The organism is Geodermatophilus aquaeductus, from assembly GCF_900182545.1.
Taxonomy (GTDB): domain Bacteria; phylum Actinomycetota; class Actinomycetes; order Mycobacteriales; family Geodermatophilaceae; genus Geodermatophilus; species Geodermatophilus aquaeductus.
The window spans coordinates 527,057-543,701 of the sequence record NZ_FXTJ01000001.1; the positions used below are offsets into that span (position 1 = coordinate 527,057).

Annotated in this window: 18 protein-coding genes, 1 pseudogene and 1 riboswitch; of the genes and pseudogenes, 9 read left to right on the forward strand and 10 right to left on the reverse strand. The window is 75.8% G+C overall.

What is annotated here, in order from left to right:
• The first annotated feature begins 4 nt into the window (after window positions 1-4).
• Complete coding sequence (locus tag FN207_RS02605) at window positions 5-265, forward strand: HPr family phosphocarrier protein (RefSeq protein ID WP_110906879.1); 261 nt, start codon at window positions 5-7, stop codon at window positions 263-265.
• A 101-nt stretch (window positions 266-366) separates the two neighbouring features.
• On the opposite strand, the gene FN207_RS26630 is transcribed toward FN207_RS02605, so the two are convergent.
• Both FN207_RS26630 and FN207_RS02620 read right to left on the reverse strand, forming a co-directional pair.
• The gene (locus tag FN207_RS26630) at window positions 367-2,217 is read right to left on the reverse strand and encodes an ATP-binding protein (protein ID WP_221887999.1); all 1,851 of its coding nucleotides are present in this window, start codon (window positions 2,215-2,217) and stop codon (window positions 367-369) included.
• A complete protein-coding gene (locus FN207_RS02620) occupies window positions 2,214-2,885 on the reverse strand; it encodes a response regulator transcription factor (RefSeq protein ID WP_142456771.1) in 672 nt (223 codons plus the stop codon). Before FN207_RS02620 ends, FN207_RS26630 begins: the two co-directional genes overlap by 4 nt.
• Before the next feature lie 111 nt (window positions 2,886-2,996).
• Between FN207_RS02620 and FN207_RS02625 the strand changes: the two genes are divergently transcribed.
• Both FN207_RS02625 and FN207_RS02630 read left to right on the forward strand, forming a co-directional pair.
• Window positions 2,997-3,353, forward strand: coding sequence for a PepSY domain-containing protein (locus FN207_RS02625; protein WP_142456772.1), 357 nt, complete (start codon window positions 2,997-2,999; stop codon window positions 3,351-3,353).
• The gene (locus tag FN207_RS02630; RefSeq protein WP_142456773.1) at window positions 3,340-4,110 is read left to right on the forward strand and encodes a hypothetical protein; all 771 of its coding nucleotides are present in this window, start codon (window positions 3,340-3,342) and stop codon (window positions 4,108-4,110) included. The genes FN207_RS02625 and FN207_RS02630 overlap by 14 nt, the downstream gene beginning before the upstream one ends.
• Window positions 4,111-4,114: 4 nt before the next feature.
• Here the strand turns inward: FN207_RS02630 and FN207_RS02635 are convergent, their stop codons facing one another.
• Genes FN207_RS02635 through pdhA form a run of 4 tightly spaced genes read right to left on the reverse strand, consistent with a single transcriptional unit; the run spans window position 4,115 to window position 8,976 of the window.
• Window positions 4,115-5,281, reverse strand: a complete 1,167-nt coding sequence (locus tag FN207_RS02635; protein WP_142456774.1) for an AGE family epimerase/isomerase — start codon at window positions 5,279-5,281, stop codon at window positions 4,115-4,117.
• A 56-nt stretch (window positions 5,282-5,337) separates the two neighbouring features.
• Window positions 5,338-6,828, reverse strand: a complete 1,491-nt coding sequence (locus tag FN207_RS02640; RefSeq protein ID WP_142456775.1) for a dihydrolipoamide acetyltransferase family protein — start codon at window positions 6,826-6,828, stop codon at window positions 5,338-5,340.
• A 1-nt stretch (window position 6,829) separates the two neighbouring features.
• Entirely contained in the window at window positions 6,830-7,807 is a 978-nt protein-coding gene (locus tag FN207_RS02645) for an alpha-ketoacid dehydrogenase subunit beta (protein WP_142456776.1), read from the reverse strand.
• On the reverse strand, window positions 7,807-8,976 hold the full coding sequence (gene pdhA / locus FN207_RS02650; RefSeq protein ID WP_246065701.1) for a pyruvate dehydrogenase (acetyl-transferring) E1 component subunit alpha: 1,170 nt from the start codon (window positions 8,974-8,976) through the stop codon (window positions 7,807-7,809). The genes FN207_RS02645 and pdhA overlap by 1 nt, the downstream gene beginning before the upstream one ends.
• A gap of 218 nt (window positions 8,977-9,194) precedes the next feature.
• Between pdhA and FN207_RS02655 the strand changes: the two genes are divergently transcribed.
• Complete coding sequence (locus FN207_RS02655; protein ID WP_142456778.1) at window positions 9,195-9,695, forward strand: Lrp/AsnC family transcriptional regulator; 501 nt, start codon at window positions 9,195-9,197, stop codon at window positions 9,693-9,695.
• A gap of 38 nt (window positions 9,696-9,733) precedes the next feature.
• Window positions 9,734-10,801, forward strand: coding sequence for a M42 family metallopeptidase (locus FN207_RS02660; protein ID WP_142456779.1), 1,068 nt, complete (start codon window positions 9,734-9,736; stop codon window positions 10,799-10,801).
• Here the strand turns inward: FN207_RS02660 and FN207_RS02665 are convergent.
• Window positions 10,791-11,045, reverse strand: coding sequence for a DUF3253 domain-containing protein (locus tag FN207_RS02665; RefSeq protein WP_142456780.1), 255 nt, complete (start codon window positions 11,043-11,045; stop codon window positions 10,791-10,793). The two genes, FN207_RS02660 and FN207_RS02665, sit on opposite strands and share 11 nt — an antisense overlap.
• A gap of 54 nt (window positions 11,046-11,099) precedes the next feature.
• Here FN207_RS02665 and FN207_RS02670 point away from each other — a divergent pair, with 54 nt between their 5' ends.
• Complete coding sequence (locus FN207_RS02670; protein ID WP_142456781.1) at window positions 11,100-11,618, forward strand: hypothetical protein; 519 nt, start codon at window positions 11,100-11,102, stop codon at window positions 11,616-11,618.
• 51 nt (window positions 11,619-11,669) lie between these two features.
• On the opposite strand, the gene FN207_RS02675 is transcribed toward FN207_RS02670, so the two are convergent.
• Window positions 11,670-12,998, reverse strand: a complete 1,329-nt coding sequence (locus FN207_RS02675; protein WP_142456782.1) for a serine hydrolase domain-containing protein — start codon at window positions 12,996-12,998, stop codon at window positions 11,670-11,672.
• A 15-nt stretch (window positions 12,999-13,013) separates the two neighbouring features.
• A complete protein-coding gene (locus tag FN207_RS02680) occupies window positions 13,014-13,331 on the reverse strand; it encodes a DUF3817 domain-containing protein (protein WP_110906889.1) in 318 nt (105 codons plus the stop codon).
• Window positions 13,332-13,419: 88 nt separating this feature from the next.
• Here FN207_RS02680 and FN207_RS02685 point away from each other — a divergent pair, with 88 nt between their 5' ends.
• On the forward strand, window positions 13,420-13,989 hold the full coding sequence (locus FN207_RS02685; RefSeq protein ID WP_142456783.1) for a hypothetical protein: 570 nt from the start codon (window positions 13,420-13,422) through the stop codon (window positions 13,987-13,989).
• A gap of 40 nt (window positions 13,990-14,029) precedes the next feature.
• Here the strand turns inward: FN207_RS02685 and FN207_RS02690 are convergent, their stop codons facing one another.
• Window positions 14,030-15,196 (reverse strand): C40 family peptidase, encoded by a 1,167-nt coding sequence (locus FN207_RS02690; protein WP_246065702.1) that lies wholly within the window; start codon window positions 15,194-15,196, stop codon window positions 14,030-14,032.
• Between the two features lie 11 nt (window positions 15,197-15,207).
• Window positions 15,208-15,351: riboswitch (cyclic di-AMP (ydaO/yuaA leader) on the reverse strand.
• A 177-nt stretch (window positions 15,352-15,528) separates the two neighbouring features.
• On the opposite strand from FN207_RS02690, the gene FN207_RS02695 reads away from it, so the two are divergent.
• Window positions 15,529-15,768 (forward strand): hypothetical protein, encoded by a 240-nt coding sequence (locus FN207_RS02695; protein ID WP_142456785.1) that lies wholly within the window; start codon window positions 15,529-15,531, stop codon window positions 15,766-15,768.
• A 57-nt stretch (window positions 15,769-15,825) separates the two neighbouring features.
• A pseudogene (locus FN207_RS02700) lies at window positions 15,826-16,644 on the forward strand (YhjD/YihY/BrkB family envelope integrity protein); the annotation flags it as partial.
• Between the last annotated feature and the right edge of the window lies 1 nt (window position 16,645).

Here is a 16,645-nt window from a genome sequence, read left to right on the forward strand (position 1 = left end):
GCCCATGCCCAGTCAGACCGTCACCGTCGGCTCCCGGGTCGGCCTGCACGCCCGCCCGGCCGCGCTCATCGCCGAGGCCGTGGGCAAGGCCGGCGTCCCGGTCACCCTGGCCACGCCCGGCGGCAACCCCGTCGACGCCGGCTCGCCGCTGATGATCATGACGCTCGGTGCCCAGAAGGGCGCCGAGGTCACCGTCACCAGCGACGACGCCGGGGTGGTCGAGCAGATCGCGGGCCTGGTGTCCGCCGACCTCGACGCCGAGTAGCCACCGCGGCAGAAATGGCCATTTCTGCCGCCCGGGCACACACGACGGCGCCCGTCCCCTCCACGCGGAGGGGACGGGCGCCGTCGTGTGTGCTGTGGCGGTTACGGCTGGTCGGGCCGCGAGACGTCGCCGCGCCAGGCGCCGGTCTCGGTGCCGCGGCTCTCGATGAACTCCTTGAACCGCTTGGCGTCGGCCTTGATCTGACGGTCGTCGAAGCCGAGCGCCGCGCCGGCCTTCTCGACGAGCCCGGTGGGCTCCCAGTCGATCTGGATCATGACGCGGGTCTTGGTGTCGTCGAGGCGGTGGAAGGTGACGACGCCGGCGTGCTTGGCGTCGCCGCCGGTGCTCGTCCAGGCCACCCGCTCCTCGGGGTGCTGCTCGGTGATCTCGGCGTCGAACTCGCGCTTGACGCCGTCGATGTTGGTGATCCAGTGCGTGTGCGTGTCGTCGATCTGCGTGATGCGCTCGACGCCGCCCATGAACTGGGGGAAGGACTCGAACTGCGTCCACTGGTCGTAGGCGACCCGGATCGGGACGTCGACGTCGACGGACTCCTGCACGCTTGCCACGGGAACGCTCCTCTGGACTCGGGATCTCGTTGCTGTCGGCGAACCCCTACCCACGTCGGCGCCCGGTAAGCCGTCGACCTGGAGGGTGAGCACGAACCGCGCGCCTCCCCCGTCGGCCGTCTCGACGACGAGCGTGCCGCCGTGGCGCCGGGCGACGTCGCGCGCGATCGCCAGGCCCAGCCCCGCCCCTCCACGACCCGACCGGGCTGCGTCGAGCCGGGTGAAGCGCTCGAACACGCGCTCGCGGTCGTCGGCCGGCACGCCGGGGCCGTCGTCGGCGACGGTGAGCACGGCGTCCCCGTCCTGCTCCTGCAGCCCGACGGTCACCCGGTACCGCGCGTGCCGGACGGCGTTGTCGAGCAGGTTGCCGACGGCGCGCTCGAGCTGGTCGGGGTCACCGCGCACCTGCACCGGCCGGACCCCGCCGGTGTCCACCTCCTGCCCGGACACGCGGGCCCGGGCGACCGCCGCGGCGACCACCTCGTCGAGGTCGAGCAGGTCCCGTCGCGCCGCGAGGGCGCCGACGTCCCCGCGGGCCAGCAGCAGCAGGTCGTCGACCAGCCGTTGCAACCCGACCGTCTCGGCGAGGACGCTGGCCGCGGTCGCTCCCGGGTCGGCCGTCGACGGATGCGCCGCGTCCACCTCCAGCTCGGTCCGCATGCGGGCCAGCGGGCTGCGCAGCTCGTGCGAGGCGTCGGCGACGAACTGCCGCTGGCGCTCGGCGGCCGCCTGCACCCGGGCCAGCATCGCGTTCATCGTCCGCGCCAGCCGGTCGACCTCCAGCGGTGTGCCGGGCTCGGGGACCCGCTGGCCCAGGGCGCTGCCGCTCATCCGCGCCACGCGGTCGCGGATCCGCTCCACCGGCCGCAGCGCCCGGCCGACCGCGAACCGGACCAGCAGGGCGAGTGCCGCGGTCGCCACCGGCACGGCGACGGCCAGCCCCGCCACCAGCGCGGCGGTGCTCTCGTCGACGTCCTTCAGGCTCGCGGCGACGACGAGCGTCCCGGCGTCCACGGGCCGGGTGAGCAGCCGTGCCGGGCCGCCGTCGAGGTCGACCGTGACGGCACCTCCCGACAGGTCGGGCAGCGCGGGCGCCCCGGCCGGCACGCGGGCCAGCACGGCACCCGTGGCGTCCCGCACCTCGGCGACCACGTCGTCGTCGGGCAGGGCGGCGCCGTCGAGGGACCCGTCCGCGGCCACCCGGTCCTCCAGCGCCGAAGCCTGGGCTGCCAGTGTCTCGTCGAGCGCTTCGGTCAGCGCCGCCCGCAGGCCCGCGACGAGCCCGGCGCCGACGAGCACCAGCACGACCAGGACAGCGAGCGCCGAGACCCAGGTGATGCGCGCCGCGAGGGTGCGCGGGACGAGCCGGCGGAGGGGTGTCACGGCCGCGGCACACGGTAACCGGCGCCCCGCACGGTCTCGATGACCGGCGGCCCGCCGGCGCGCTCGAGCTTGCGCCGCAGCCGCGCGACGTAGACCTCGACGACGTTCGGGGCGCCGGTGAACTCGTCGTCCCAGACCCCCGCGAGGATCTCCCGCTTGCGCACCACGCGGCCGGCCCGCCGGACGAGGTGGACCAGCAGGTCGAACTCGCGCGCGGTGAGCGCGACCTCGTCCTCGCCGCGGAAGACCCGTCGGGCGGGCAGGTCCACGCGCAGGTCCCCGATCACCAACGGGGGCGGGCTGCCCAGCGCGGCCCGGCGCAGGAGCGCGTGCACCCGCGCCACGAGCACCGGGAAGGAGAACGGCTTGCGCAGGTAGTCGTCGGCGCCGGTGTCCAGCGCCTCGGCCTCGTCGAGGTCCCCGTCCTTCGCGGTGAGCACGAGGACCGGCGTGCGGTCGCCGGCCGCGCGCAGCGCCGCGCAGACCGACCAGCCGTGCCGTCCCGGCAGCATGAGGTCGAGCAGGACCAGGTCGTAGGACCCGGTGCGGGCCCGCCACAGCCCCTCGATCCCGTCCGCGGCGACGTCGACGGTGAAGCCCTCCGCGCCCAGCCCACGGCGCACCGCGGCGGCGAGCTTCGGGTCGTCCTCGACGAGGAGCACCTTCACCCGCCCATGGTCGCCCGGCGGACCTGACAGCGGGCTGACGACGTCAGCGCCGGTTCAGCCGGCCGCGGCAGCATCGGTCCGGTCACACCGGCACGAGGTCAGGAGGACGCCGTGGAGCGCAGGACGAAGGTCATCGGGACGGTCGTGGTCGGCGTCGCGCTGGCCGCGGGCGGCATCGGGGTCGCCGCGGCCTCCGGGGGAGGGGACGCGGCCGAGGTGCCCGACGTCGCCATCACCGGACCGGACCTCGAGCGGGCGAGTGGAGCCGCGCTCGCGCACACCGGGGGCGGCGAGGTCACCGGCACGGAGGTCGGCGACGAGGAGAGCCGCTACGAGGTGGAGGTGACGCTGCCCGACGGCCGGCAGGTCGACGTCCAGCTCGACGAGGAGTTCCGGGTGGTCGGCGACGAGACCGACGACGAGACCGAGGACGGGACCGACGACGGAGACGACGGTGGGGGCGGCTGACCGGCGCCGGCGCTGGCCGGCCGCGGTCCTCACCTCCGTGGCGCTGCTCAGCGCCGCCTGCGGGAGCAGGACCGGGGAGGTCCGCGCCGATCCGGCGGCGCCGGTCCTGCCCCAGGGCAGCGAGCCGGTCGAGCTGGACCCGGCCGACTTCAGCTCCGACGTCACGCACCCGTGGTGGCCGATGGCCCCCGGCGACCGCTGGGTCTACGAGGAGACCGACGCCGATGGCACGGTGCAGCGGGTCGAGGTCACCGTGCTCGACGAGACCCGCGTGGTGCCGAACGGCGTCGAGGCCCGGGTGGTGCACGACGTCGTGACCACGGCCGACGGCGCGCTCGTCGAGGACACCCTGGACTGGTACGCCCAGGACGCCGACGGCGCCCTCTGGTACCTCGGCGAGCAGACTGCCGAGTACGAGGACGGCGTGGTCGTGTCCACCGCTGGCTCCTGGGAGGCCGGCGTGGACGGGGCCCAGGCCGGCGTCCTGCTGCCCGCCGACCCGTCGCCCGGGCTCTCCTACCGGCAGGAGCACCTGGCCGGGGAGGCCGAGGACGAGGCGCTCGTGCTGTCGGCCGACGAGACCGTCCAGGCGCCCGCGGGGTCCTGGACCGGCGCCCTGCTGACCCGCGACACGACGCCGCTGGAGCCGGACGTCTCGGAGCTGAAGTTCTACGCGCCGGGCATCGGGCCGGTGCTGGTGCTGCAGGTGTCCGGCGGCACCGGCCGAGAGGCGCTCGTGGAGTCCACCCGCGGCTGACCGGTCACCGCAGCGCCCGGGCCACGCTCCCCCGCACCGGCGCGTCCTCGAGCAGCAGCATCTGCGCCAGGTGGTAGGCGTCGGGCTGCCCGGCCCACGTGCCGGAGGCCACCTCGCCGGCCGGCGTCAGCTCGTGGTGCCAACTGCCGGTGGACGGGTCGGCGAAGCGCTCCTCGCCGTGCGCCCGCCAGGTCGCGGCCAGGTCGGCGTAGTGGTCCTCGCCGGTGACCGCGCCGAGCACCGCGGCCGCCGCGACCGCCTCGCACAGCACCCAGTGCATGCGCGCGGTCACCACCGGGCGGTCGTCCCAGCCGAGGGTGTACGGGAAGCCCGGTGCTCCGTCGGCGGCCCAGCCCCGCCCCGCCGCGGCGTCGAAGAGCCCGACGGCGTCGTCGAGCAGCCACCCGGGCGCGGCGTCACCCAGGGCGGCGCGCAGGTGCAGGCACAGGCGGGCCCACTCGAACTGGTGCCCGACGGTGACGCCGTAGGGCCGGAACGGGTCGGCCGGCCGGTCTCGGTTGTGCTCGGGCAGCGGCGTCCAGGCGGCGTCGAAGTGCTCGGGCAGCCGCCAGTTCCGCTCGCGGGCCCACCCGTGCACGATCCGTTCGGTGCTGCGCAGCGCCCGCTGCCGCAGCCGGGTGCCCTCGGCGCCACCGAGCGCGTCGGCCGCCGCGAGGGTGGCCTCGACGCCGTGCATGTTGGCGTTGGCGCCGCGGTAGTCCGACAGGTGCGACCAGCCCGCGGTCCACTCCTCCACGGCGAGGCCCGCGTCGTCGTCCCAGAACCGCCGGTCCCACACGTCGAGCGCCTCGTCGAGGAGGTCGCGGCCACCGGGGACGCCGGCCACCGTCGTCGTCGCCCCCGCGAGGACGGCGAAGGCGTGCACGTACGCGCTCTTGGTGCCGTCGTCCTCGGCCGCGCGCCAGCCGCCGGAGACGCCGTCGTGCAGCGGCCCCTGCCGCAGCGCCGTCACGCCCCAGCTCGCCAGTTCCTCCACCCCCGGCCGGCCCAGCAGGTGCGCCAGCGCGAAGACGTGCGTCATCCGCGCGACGATCCAGGTCTCCTGCGGCCGGTCCGGCAGCACCGCGCCGTCGGCACCGAGGTAGCCGAATCCGCCGGCGGGGACGCGGGAGCGGGCGGCGAGGGCGAGCAGGCCGTCGAGGTCGGTCATGCCGTCATCCTGCGCGGTCGCGGCGCCGGATCCGCCCGGCGCCGCGACCGCGGAGCTCAGAAGGTGAGCGCGAGCCCGGGGTCGGCCAGCAGCGCGCCGACGTCGGCGAGGAACCGGCTGCCCAGCTCGCCGTCGATGATCCGGTGGTCGAACGACAGCGCCAGCTGCGTCACCTGCCGGACGGCGATCTTCCCCTTGTGCACCCACGGCATCTCGCGGACCGCGCCGAAGGCCAGGATCGCCGACTCGCCGGGGTTGAGGATCGGCGTCCCGGTGTCGACGCCGAACACACCGACGTTGGTGATCGTGATCGTGCCGCCGGCCATGTCCGCCGGCGCCGTCCGCCCCGCCCGCGCCGTCTCGGTGAGCTCGGTGAGCGCGCCGGCGAGCTCGGCCAGCGAGAGCCGCCCGGCGTCCTTGACGTTGGGCACGACCAGCCCGCGCGGGGTGGCCGCGGCGATGCCGAGGTTGACCTGCCCGTGGACGACGATCTCCTGCGCCGCCTCGTCCCAGGAGCTGTTGACCATCGGGTGACGGCGCGCGGCCAGCAGCAGCGCCCGCGCCACGAACAGCAGCGGGCTGACCTTCACGCCGGCGAACTCGGGACGCGCGGCGACCCGCGCCCGCAGCTTCATCGTCCGCGTGACGTCGACGGTGAGGAACTCCGTGACGTGCGGCGCGGTGAACGCGCTGGCCACCATCGCCGCCGCCGTCGCCTTGCGGACGCCCTTGACCGGGATCCGCTGCTCTCCAGAGGTGGCAGCGACCGGAGCGGCGGCCGGGGCCGGGGCGGCCGCGGGCGCCGACGCCGCGGCGGTCACGTCCTCGCGGGTGATGACCCCGCCGGCGCCGCTGCCGGTCAGCGCGGTGAGGTCGACGCCGAGGTCGCGGGCGAGCTTGCGCACCGGCGGCTTGGCCAGCGGGCGCACCGAGCCGCGGCCGGGCGCAACCGGCCGGGACGGGGCGGCCGCCTCGGCGCGGGCGTGCGCCTCGGCCTGCCGGCCGACCTCGAGGCCGCCGTGGCGCATCGGCTTGACCGTCGCGTCGGGCGCGGTGGCCAGCAGCGGGGGCCGCTCGGTGCCGCCGGACCCGTAGTCGGCACCCGGCACCGCCGGGGCCGCAGGAGAGCTCGCGTCCGCAGGAGCGCCCGGGGCCACCGTCCGGCGGGGACGCCGGCGGGCCTCGGTGGTCCGCGGCCCGTAGCCCACGAGCACCGCCGTCCGGCCGCCCGGCGCCGCTCCGCCGATCAGCCCGGCGGCCGGCTCGGCGCCGTCGCCGGACGGCGTCGCCGCGGGGGCGTCGCCGCCCACGTCGATGGTGATGATCGGCGTGCCGACGTCGACGGTCGTGCCCGCCTCGTGCAGCAGCTCGGTGACCGTGCCCGCGTAGGGCGAGGGCAGCTCGACGGCGGCCTTGGCGGTCTCCACCTCGCACAGCGGCTGGTTGACCGTGACGGTGTCGCCGACGGCCACGAGCCACTGCAGGATCTCGCCGTCGGTCAGGCCCTCCCCGACGTCGGGGAGCTTGAACTGGCGCAGCTCCCCCATGTCAGAAGCCCATCGCGCGGTCGACGGCGTCGAGCACGCGGTCGAGGTCGGGGAGGTACTCCTCCTCGAGCTTCGACGGCGGGTACGGGGTGTCGTAGCCACCCACCCGCAGCACCGGCGCCTCCAGCGAGTGGAAGCACGTCTCGGTCACCCGCGCGGCGATCTCCGCGCCGAGGCCGAGGGTCACCGGCGCCTCGTGGACGACGACGCAGCGCCCGGTGCGGCGCACGGAGTCGACCACCGGGTCGAGGTCCAGCGGCGAGAGCGTCCGCAGGTCGACGACCTCGATCGAGCGCCCCTCCTCCGCGGCGGCCTCGGCGGCCTGCAGCGCCGTCTTCACCATCGGGCCGTAGGCCAGCAGCGTGACGTCGTCGCCGCCGCGGACCACCCGCGAGGCGAACAGCGGGTCCGGCGTCGCGTCGGTGTCGACCTCCGCCTTCTCCCAGTACCGCCGCTTGGGCTCGAGGAAGACGATCGGGTCGGGGTGCGCGATGGCCTGCTGGATGCCCCAGTAGGCGTCGACCGGGTTGCTGACGGCGACCACCTTCAGGCCCGGCGTGTGCGCGAAGTAGGCCTCCGGGCTCTCGCTGTGGTGCTCGACCGCGCCGATGCCGCCCCCGAAGGGGATGCGGATGACGATCGGCATCGGCAGGCGGCCGCGGGAGCGGGCGTGGATCTTCGCGACCTGGGTGACGATCTGGTTGTAGGCCGGGAAGACGAACCCGTCGAACTGGATCTCGCAGACCGGCCGGTAGCCGCGCATGGCCAGCCCGACGGCGGTGCCGAGGATGCCGGCCTCGGCCAGCGGGGTGTCGACGACGCGGTCCTCGCCGAAGTCCTTCTGCAGGCCGTCGGTGATGCGGAAGACCCCGCCGAGGCGGCCGATGTCCTCGCCCATGAGCACGACCTTCGCGTCGTCCTCCATGGCGCGGCGCAGGCCCAGGTTGAGGGCCTTGCCGATGGTGAGCGTCTCGGTCATCAGTGCCCGGCCCCCTCGAAGCTCGCCTGGTACGCCTCGAACTCGGCCTGCTGCGCGGCCAGCGGGGGCGTCTGCTCCGCGTACACGCGGTCGAACATCGCCGTCCCCGGCGGGTCGGGCATCTCGACCGTGCCCGACCGGATCCGCTTGGCCAGCTCGTCGCCCTCGGCCTCGACGGCGTCGAAGAAGGCGGCGTCGGCCACGCCGGTCCGCGACAGGTACGCCTTGACCCGGGCGATGGGGTCGCGCAGCTTCCACTCCTCGAGCTCGCTGGCGAGGCGGTAGCGGGTCGGGTCGTCGGAGGTGGTGTGCGCGCCCATCCGGTAGGTGAACGCCTCGATGAAGGTGGGGCCCTGGCCCTCGCGGGCCGCGGCCAGCGCGGCCCGGGTGACGGCGAGGACGGCCAGGACGTCGTTGCCGTCGACCCGCACGCCGGGGAAGCCGAAGCCGGCCGCGCGCTGGTACAGCGGCACCCGGGACTGCCGCTCCAGCGGCACGCTGATCGCGTACTGGTTGTTCTGGCAGAAGAAGACGACGGGGGCGCTGAAGCTGGCCGCCCAGATCATCGCCTCGTTGACCTCGCCCTGGCTGGTCGCGCCGTCGCCGAGGAAGGCCAGCGCCGCGCTCTCGGCGCCGTCGCGCTGCAGACCCATGGCGTAGCCGGTGGCGTGCAGGGTCTGCGCGCCGATGACGACGGTGTAGAGGTTGAAGCCGGTGGCCACCGGGTCCCAGCCGCCGTTGTCGACGCCGCGGAACAGGCTGATGACGTGCAGGGGATCGACACCGCGGGTCCAGGCCACGCCGTGCTCGCGGTAGGTGGGGAAGGCCGTGTCGCTGTCGGCCATCGCGCGGCCGGCGCCGATCTGCGCGGCCTCCTGGCCCAGCAGCGAGGCCCAGATGCCCAGCTCTCCCTGGCGCTGCAGCGCGGTGGCCTCGACGTCCCAGCGGCGGACCAGCACGAGGTCGCGGTACAGGCCGCGCAGCTCCTCGGCCGAGACGTCGATGGAGTAGTCGGGGTGCTCGAGCCGCTCACCCTCGGGGCTGAGCAGCTGCACCAGGTCGGGCTGCTGCGGCAGGTGCGGCGCGCCCGCCCCCGGGACGGGGTCCACCGCCTCCGTCGTGACACTCGGCACGGCCGAGCCGTCCGGTTCGCTCACGAGCTCGCGCACTGCGTTCTCTCCTCGCCGTCGGCCGCGGCTGCCGGGGTCGCCGGCCGGCTGCGGTGCTGGACGTCCTGTGGGCGCCGGGGTGTGGCGCCACTCACACATCGTGGCACGACCGGCGCGATCCGGAGCACATCACCCCCCTCACGGATTGCGCAAGGTCGGAGCAGCGGACTGCGCAGGATGACAACTGCTAGGACGTCCGAACGTGTCAGACTGAGCACATGCCGCCCGGTCCGGACCGTCTGGACGCCACCGACGCGCGCCTGGTGCAGGCCCTCACCGAGGACCCCCGCGCCACCGTCATGGCCCTGTCCCAGCGGCTGGGACTCGCCCGCAACACGGTGCAGTCGCGGCTTGCCCGGCTGGAGTCCGGCGGGCTGCTCGCCCCCTTCGAGGCCCGGGTGAAGCCCGAGGCCCTCGGCTACCGGCTCGGCGCCTACATGACCGTCCAGGTCGTGCAGCGCAGCCTCGAGGAGGTCGCCGCGGCGCTGGCCGCGCTGCCCGAGGTGCTCGAGGTGACCGCGCTGTCCGGCGCCGCCGACCTGCTGGTGCGGGTGGTCGCCGTCGACGCCGACGACCTGTGGCGGCTCACCGAGCAGGTGCTCGCCGTCCGCGGCGTGGAGCGCACCGACACCGCCCTCGCGCTGCGCCGCTACGTCGACCACCGGGTCGCCCCGCTGCTGGAGCGGGCGGCGGGGGCGGAGACGCCCGCCGCGGGGTAGGGGCACCGGCGACCGCTGTCGCCGACGAGGGAGACCCCGTGCCGCCCACCCCGCTGCCCGACCTGCTCGACGAGCTGCTGCGCACCTACGGCCCCTGCGGCGGGGAGGCGGCCGTGCGCGACGTCGTCCGGCGGGAGCTCGAGCCGCTCGCCGACGAGGTCTCGGTCGACCCGGCGGGCAACCTGGTGGCCCTGCTGCACGGGACGGACCGGTCCGCACCGGCCGTCCGGGTCATGGCGCATCTCGACGAGCTGTCGATGATCGTCAAGCGGATCGACCCCGACGGCACGCTGTGGGTGACCTCCCTCGGCGTGATGTACCCCGGCAACTTCGGCCTCGGCCCGGTGGCCGTGCTGGGCCGGCAGGAGACGCTGACCGGCGTCCTGGTGCTCGGGTCGGAGCACACCACCGCGGACAGCACGCGGATCTGGGAGACCAAGCCCGACCAGGGGGACAAGGCGATGGACTGGTCGCACGTCTACGTCTTCACCGGGCGCTCGGGCGAGGACCTGGCCGCCGCCGGCGTCCACCCCGGCACCCGGGTGTGCGTGCACGCCGACCGGCGCGGGCTGACCCGCTTCGGCGACTTCGTGGGCAGTTACTTCGTCGACGACCGGGCCGCGCTCACCGCGATGGTCGGGACGGCCCGGCTGCTGCGGGGGCGCCCGCACGGCGACGTGTACCTCGTGGCCACCACCAGCGAGGAGATGGGCGGTATCGGCGCCTCCTACGCGAGCCGGACGCTGCCCGGCGACCTCACGCTCGCCCTCGACGTCGGCCCCGCCGAGGCGGAGTACCAGGTCACCGTCGACGGCGGGCCGGTGGTGGCCTACGCCGACGACGCCGTCGTCTACGACCGGGCCGTCGCCGACGCGCTGGTCGACGTCGGCCGCGAGCTCGGCCTGGACCCGCAGACCGCGGTCTGGCAGTCCTTCGACTCCGACGCCTCGCAGTCGCAGGCCGCCGGCCAGACCGCCCGGGCCGCGCTGCTCAGCCTGCCGACGCTGAGCACCCACGGGTACGAGGTGCTGCACACCGGCACCGTCGACCGCACCGCCCGGCTGCTCGCCGCGTTCCTGGCCCGCCCGCTGCCGGTCAGCGGCTGACCCGCCGGACCCGCACCGGGCCCCGGGCGGTGGCGACGTCGACCACCGCGCCGCGCTGGGTCACCTCGACCTCGCCCCGCCGCGCCAGCCGGCCGGCCGCGGCGCGGGCCTGCGGCATCAGGTCGCGCCAGCCCTCCGGGTCGACGGCGCGGGCCGCCTCGGACGGGCAGATCGTGGCGCCGGGCGCCCGGGCGTCGAGCAGCACCTCGATCGCGCGCTCGAGGGCCGGGCCGGCGTCGTCCACCCACCCAGGGTGCGCCCGTTTGCCCAGGTGAGCGCGGCGGGTACCGCGGGCGGCATGGCGAAGCGCACCCCCGTCGGGACGATCGGCAAGGGCAAGCGGGGCATCAGCACCCTGGGCTGGGCGGTGCGGGGCGCCGCGGCCGGGGCGGCGGGGACGACCGCCCTCAACGCCGTCACCTACCTCGACATGACCCTCCGCGGGCGCGGGTCGAGCTCCACCCCCGAGCAGACGGTGGAGGCGCTCGCGCAGAAGGCGCACGTGCCCATCCCCGGCGACGAGGAGCACCGGCAGAACCGCATCGCGGGGCTCGGCCCGATGACCGGCCTGGTCGCGGGGATCGGCGTCGGCGTGCTCACCGGCCTGGCGCGGGCGTCGGGGTTCCGGTCGCAGCCGCTGGTGGGGACGCTGCTCACCACGCTGGGGGTGCTGGTGGTCGCCAACGGGCCGATGACCGCACTCGGCATCACCGACCCGCGGACGTGGTCGGCCACCGACTGGATCAGCGACGTCGTGCCGCACCTGGCCTACGGCGCCGTCCTCAAGACGACGATGGACGCCTTCGACCGCCCCTGACCCGGTGCACCTCCGCGGAGATGCACCGGGCAACTCCACGGAAGTGCCCGCTCAGGGCGTGGTCCAGCCGCGGGGGTCGACGTCGCCGGGCACGGGCGCCGCGGGGTCGTAGGGCTCGCGGGTGAAGACGAACGTGCCCAGGTCCAGGTGGTCCGGCGCGATCCGCAGCGGCTCGCCCGCGTAGTAGCCGTCGAGGCCCACCCAGGTCCCGTCGGCGCACGGGCGGAAGCGGCTGGCCCGCCCCGAGCGCCCGGGCAGCGGCCCGAGGTGCAGCAGGCCACCGGCCACCGCGCGCAGGGCGAGCGGCGCCGGGCCCCAGTACCAGATGCCGAGCTGGTCCAGCGGCACCGGCGACTCCGCCGGGCGCCAGGCCTCGACCACCCGCGGCTCGGCGGCGCGCAGGTCGGCGAGCAGTCCGGGCACGAGGGCGTCCAGGCCGCTGGTGGTGTTGGCCAGCGAGACGCCGCCGGTGCCCTCCTCGCGGTCGACGAACACCCCGGCGAGGAACCCCGGCATCGAGCCGCCGTGGCCGGTGAGCGTGCGCCCGTCGACCCGCATCACCTGCAGGCCCAGCCCGTACGCCGACCACGCCGGGGAGGAGGGGTCGACGCCGGCCGGCACGGCCATCTCCTCCAGCGTCGCCGGGGACAGCACGTCGCCGGTGTCGCCGAGCAGGAAGGCGGCGAAGCGGGCGAGGTCGGCGAGGGTCGCCCACAGCTGGCCGGCCGCGGCCATCACGCCGGCGTGGTGCTCGGGCTCGGCCAGGACGACGTCGGCCCACGGGTGGACGGCGTAGCCCTGCGCGGCCCGGCCGGACGGGCGCGGCGTCGTCCGCGTCATGCCGAGCGGCGCGAGCACCTCGTCGGTGACGACGTCGTCCCAGGACCGCCCGCGCAGCCGGGCCACCAGCTCACCGAGCAGGCCGAAGCCGAGGTTCGAGTAGTGGAAGCGCCGGGCCTCCCCCAGGACGGCGTGCTCGCCGGTCAGCGCGAGTTCGGCCAGCGAGCCGCCGGGCACCCGCTCCCACCAGCCGCCCGGGCTCTCCGCGGCGGCGCCGGCCAGGTGCGACAGCAGTTGCCCGACCGAGCGGTCGCCGAACGGGGTCCCGGGGACGTGGCGCTCCAGCGGGTCGTCCAGCGCGAGCCGGCCCTCGTCGCGCAGCCGCATGACCGCGACGGCGGTGACGGTCTTGCTGATCGAGCCCAGCCGGTACTGGACGTCGGTGTGCGGCTCGGCGACCTCGCCCCGCCCGGCCGACCAGGCCAGCCGGCCGTCCCGGACCACGCCGGCGACCAGGCTCGGCGCCCGGCCGTCGCGCTGCACCCGCGCGGTGCGGGCCAGCAGAGTGCGGGCGGTCGAGGGCAGCACGGGCTCGGGCATGCCCGGAACGGTAGGTCAGGCGCGGGCGGGCGCTCCGAGCCGCCCGGTGCGCCCGGCCCAGCGCTCGAACACCACGGTGGCCAGCGGCGGGACCGAGGCCACCAGCGCCAGGAGCGCCGTGCCGCGGGACCAGCCGAGCACCCGGGCGGCGACGAGCGCCACGAGCACGTAGACGACGAACACCGCGCCGTGGATGGGGCCGAAGACCTGCACGCCCACCTCGGAGGTCTCGGGCACGTACTTCACGTACATCCCGGCCAGCAGGCCGATCCAGGACAGGGCCTCGGCGACGGCGACGGTGCGGAAGGCCAGGGCGACGGTGCGGGGGTTCATCGGTGCGGGGGCTCCTGCGCTGGGGACGGGGTTCCGTCGTCCCAACGTGGCAGGGCGCCCGGGTGTCCCGCCCGCGGGTGTGAGCTGGGTGGCAGGCTCGCGGACCGTGCGGGGGCTGGCGCGGCGGGAGTTCTGCCTGGTCCTGCTGCGCCGCATGGCCGACCTGCGGCCCGACCTCGTCGCCGCCGCGCTCCCCCGCCTGGGCGCCACCCGCGCGGAGGCGCACGCCGCGCACACCCGCTGGCAGGCGCTGCACCACGCGCCGCGGGCGCCGCGGGGCCTGGCGCTGCGCACCGCCGTCCTCGGGCCGGCCCCGGAGACCGAGGACCGCCGCTTCGGCGACCTCGACCTCGAGGTCCGCCGCTGGCCGCTGCCGCTGTGGCCGCACCTGCGCTGGGAGGTGCTGTCCGGGCCCGGGGGCAGCGTGCTGCACGAGCACCTGGTGCGGGCCGCGGGCTCCCCGGTGCCGCCGGCGGCCGACGGGCGGCTGCGGGTCTGGGAGCACGTGGTGGCCGACGTCAGCGGCCTGCCCGGCGCCGTGGAGGTCGACCCCCAGGTGGTCACCCGCTGGGAGGTGCGGCTGCCCTCGGGGGCGACGGCGGCCTTCGTGTGGGGCCTGCTGCAGCAGATCCGGACACGGCAGGACCCCGGCACCTGAGCGGTGCCGGGGTCCTGGGAGCGGGATCCTGGTGCGGAGGTCAGCCGATGCGGCGGGCGCCGGCGTAGCCGCCCATCACGTCGATGCTCGCGACCTTGACGACGTCGCCCGAGGTGGGCGCGTGGACCATCTGGTTGTTGCCGATGTAGATGCCCACGTGGCTGACCGGGCTGTAGAAGAACACCAGGTCACCGGGCTGCAGGTTGGCGCGGGAGACCGCGGTGCCCATCTGGGACTGCATCTTGCTCGAGTGCGGGAGGCTGATCCCGGCGGCGCGGAAGGCGTACTGCGTCAGGCCGGAGCAGTCGAAGGACCCGGGGCCGGCGGCCGCCCACACGTAGGGCTTGCCGCGCTGGGCCATGGCGGTGGCGACGACGGTCCCGGCGACCCCGCTGGCCGGCGCGGCCGCGGCGGCGGGCTCCTCGGCGGCCGACGACGACCCGGACGACGACGAGCCGGACGACGACGAGCCGGACGACGAGGCGGTGTCCTCGCGCTCCTCGTCGCGGCTGGCGCGGGTGGCCTCGGCGGCGTGCGCGGCGGCCGCGGCCTCGAGGGCGGCGCGGCGCTCGTCGGCGCTGAGCCGGGCGTAGTCGGCCTGGTAGTCGGCGATCTGCGACTCGAGCTCGGCCTGCTGGGCGGCGACGGCGTCGTACTGGCGCTGCGCCTCGGCGGCGGCCTCGGTGGCGGCGGCCTGCGCCGTGTTCGCCGCCTCGGTCGCGGTGACGGCCTGGCCGAGCAGCTCGCCCTGGTAGCCGGCGACGCCCTGCAGCAGCGAGACGCGGTTGACGAACTCGTCGGCGGTCTCGCTGGTCATCAGCGCCTGCAGGGAGCCCATGCTCTCGCCGGTGTAGGCCGAGCGGGCGATGCCGACGACCTGGCTGCGCGCGGTGTCCACGGCGGCCTGGGCGGCGGCCAGCTGCGCGGCGGCGGCGTCGGCGGCGGCCTGCTGGGCACCCAGGGCCTCGCGCGCCTCGTTGAACGTCTCGGTGACGACCTCGAGCTCGTGCCCGCGGGCGGCGACGAGCTCCGCGGCCTGCGCCGACGTCGTCGGCTCCTCCGCCAGGGCCGGGGCCGGGGCGGCACCGAGTCCGAGACCGACGCCGAGGACGCCGACGAGGGCGAGGGCGGCGCGGCGGCCGTGCGGCCGACGGGGCGACTGGCGGGTCGCGGGCATGCCGGGGACGGACGTGCGCAGGGACGCCACGCGGCTGTCTCTCCTTCTCCCATGCCGCCTACCGGGTTAGCTGACGGGTTCGGGCGTGGAGTCGCCCGGCGCGCACGAGCGCGCTACACCCCAGTGCTCAGGTGGGTCCCCGGCCCGGCCTCCCAGGGGGAGGACCGGCTCGACGGCGTCCACGGGGTGTCACCCAGGCTGGTGACGGAGCGCCCCGTTGAACACACTCAGCGTAAGGGCCGTGACCCGCACGTGACAATCACCTCCGTGTAATTACATCGCTCACAACCGGTGACGGGTTCAACCACCTGCGCCACCCCCCGCCCGTTTGGCGAGGCGCCCGGGCGTGTACCGATGACGGCATGTCCTCCTCGCTCCGGATGCGCCTGGCCCGCCCGCTGGTCATGGTCGCCCTCTTCGGTTCGCTGGTCGCCTGCGGCGACAACACCGACTTCTCGCGCGGCTCGACCAACTGCGACGCCAGCGGCGAGAACGCCAGCAACGAGAACGACGCCAGCTGCCAGGAGACCGGCCCCAACCCCGGCAACGACGCGCCCACGACCGACGACGCCAGCACCAACGAGGAGGGCAGCGACGACTGAGGCGTCGCTGCCCTGCCCCGACGGGCGCGCCGCCGCCCGGGCTGGTGGGCTGAGGGGGTGGATCCCGGGCGCACGTGGACGGCGCACCGGCTGGGGATCGAGTCCCGGGCGCTGCTCGCCGGGAGCCGCCGGCTGCTGCGCGGCCGCGACCTCGCCCTCATCGGCGCCGGGCTGACGTTCTACGCGGGGATCGCGGTGGTGCCGCTGATCCTGGTGGCCGTCCGGCTGACCGCGCTGGTGACCTCTCCCGGTGAGGTGCGCACGCTCAGCGGCCGGCTGGCCGAGCTGCTGCCCGCCGCCCTGGGGGCGCCCGGCGCGGTGTCCCGGCTGGTCGACGCCGGTGTCCGGCTGGACCTGCTGGGCTTCGTGCTGGCCCTGCTGCCGCTGTCGCTCTACGGCGAGGGCCTGCGGCGGGCGCTGCTGCGGTTCAGCCAGCGGCAGGAGAGCCTCACGGCCTGGCGGGGGCGGCTGGCCACCCTGCCGCTGGTCGTGGTGACGCCGCTGCTGCTCTACCCGCTGCTGCTGGCCGCCTCGCTGATGGCCGACCTGGCGCGCGAGGACGGGTTCGGGCCGGCCCTCGGCCGGTTCGCCGTCGGCTACTACACCGTGCTGTTCGTGCTGACCGTGCCGATCCTCTGGGGCTTCGGCGTGGTGGCCGGCGGGTCGCACCGGTGGGGCGCGCTGGTGAGCGGGGCGCTGTTCACCGCCGCGTGCCTCTCGGGGTTCCTGCAGGGCTTCGTGGTGTTCCTGTCCCTGCCGCTGGACCTCGGCGCGCCCTTCGGCGGCCTGGTGGTCGTGGGCGCGATGGTCGCCATCGGCTTCTGGCTGTTCCTGCTGCACCTGGTGCTCGTGTCCGGGTGGCTGCTCACCCAGTCCC

Bases quoted from the DNA above. Each gene is read 5' to 3' on its own strand.
- FN207_RS02605 (WP_110906879.1), top strand. From the start codon at position 5: ATGCCCAGTCAGACCGTCACCGTCGGCTCCCGGGTCGGCCTGCACGCC.
- FN207_RS02635 (WP_142456774.1), bottom strand. From the start codon at position 5,281: ATGACCGACCTCGACGGCCTGCTCGCCCTCGCCGCCCGCTCCCGCGTC.
- FN207_RS02640 (WP_142456775.1), bottom strand. From the start codon at position 6,828: ATGGGGGAGCTGCGCCAGTTCAAGCTCCCCGACGTCGGGGAGGGCCTG.
- FN207_RS02645 (WP_142456776.1), bottom strand. From the start codon at position 7,807: ATGACCGAGACGCTCACCATCGGCAAGGCCCTCAACCTGGGCCTGCGC.
- FN207_RS02655 (WP_142456778.1), top strand. From the start codon at position 9,195: ATGCCGCCCGGTCCGGACCGTCTGGACGCCACCGACGCGCGCCTGGTG.
- FN207_RS02670 (WP_142456781.1), top strand. From the start codon at position 11,100: ATGGCGAAGCGCACCCCCGTCGGGACGATCGGCAAGGGCAAGCGGGGC.
- FN207_RS02675 (WP_142456782.1), bottom strand. From the start codon at position 12,998: ATGCCCGAGCCCGTGCTGCCCTCGACCGCCCGCACTCTGCTGGCCCGC.
- FN207_RS02680 (WP_110906889.1), bottom strand. From the start codon at position 13,331: ATGAACCCCCGCACCGTCGCCCTGGCCTTCCGCACCGTCGCCGTCGCC.
- FN207_RS02695 (WP_142456785.1), top strand. From the start codon at position 15,529: ATGTCCTCCTCGCTCCGGATGCGCCTGGCCCGCCCGCTGGTCATGGTC.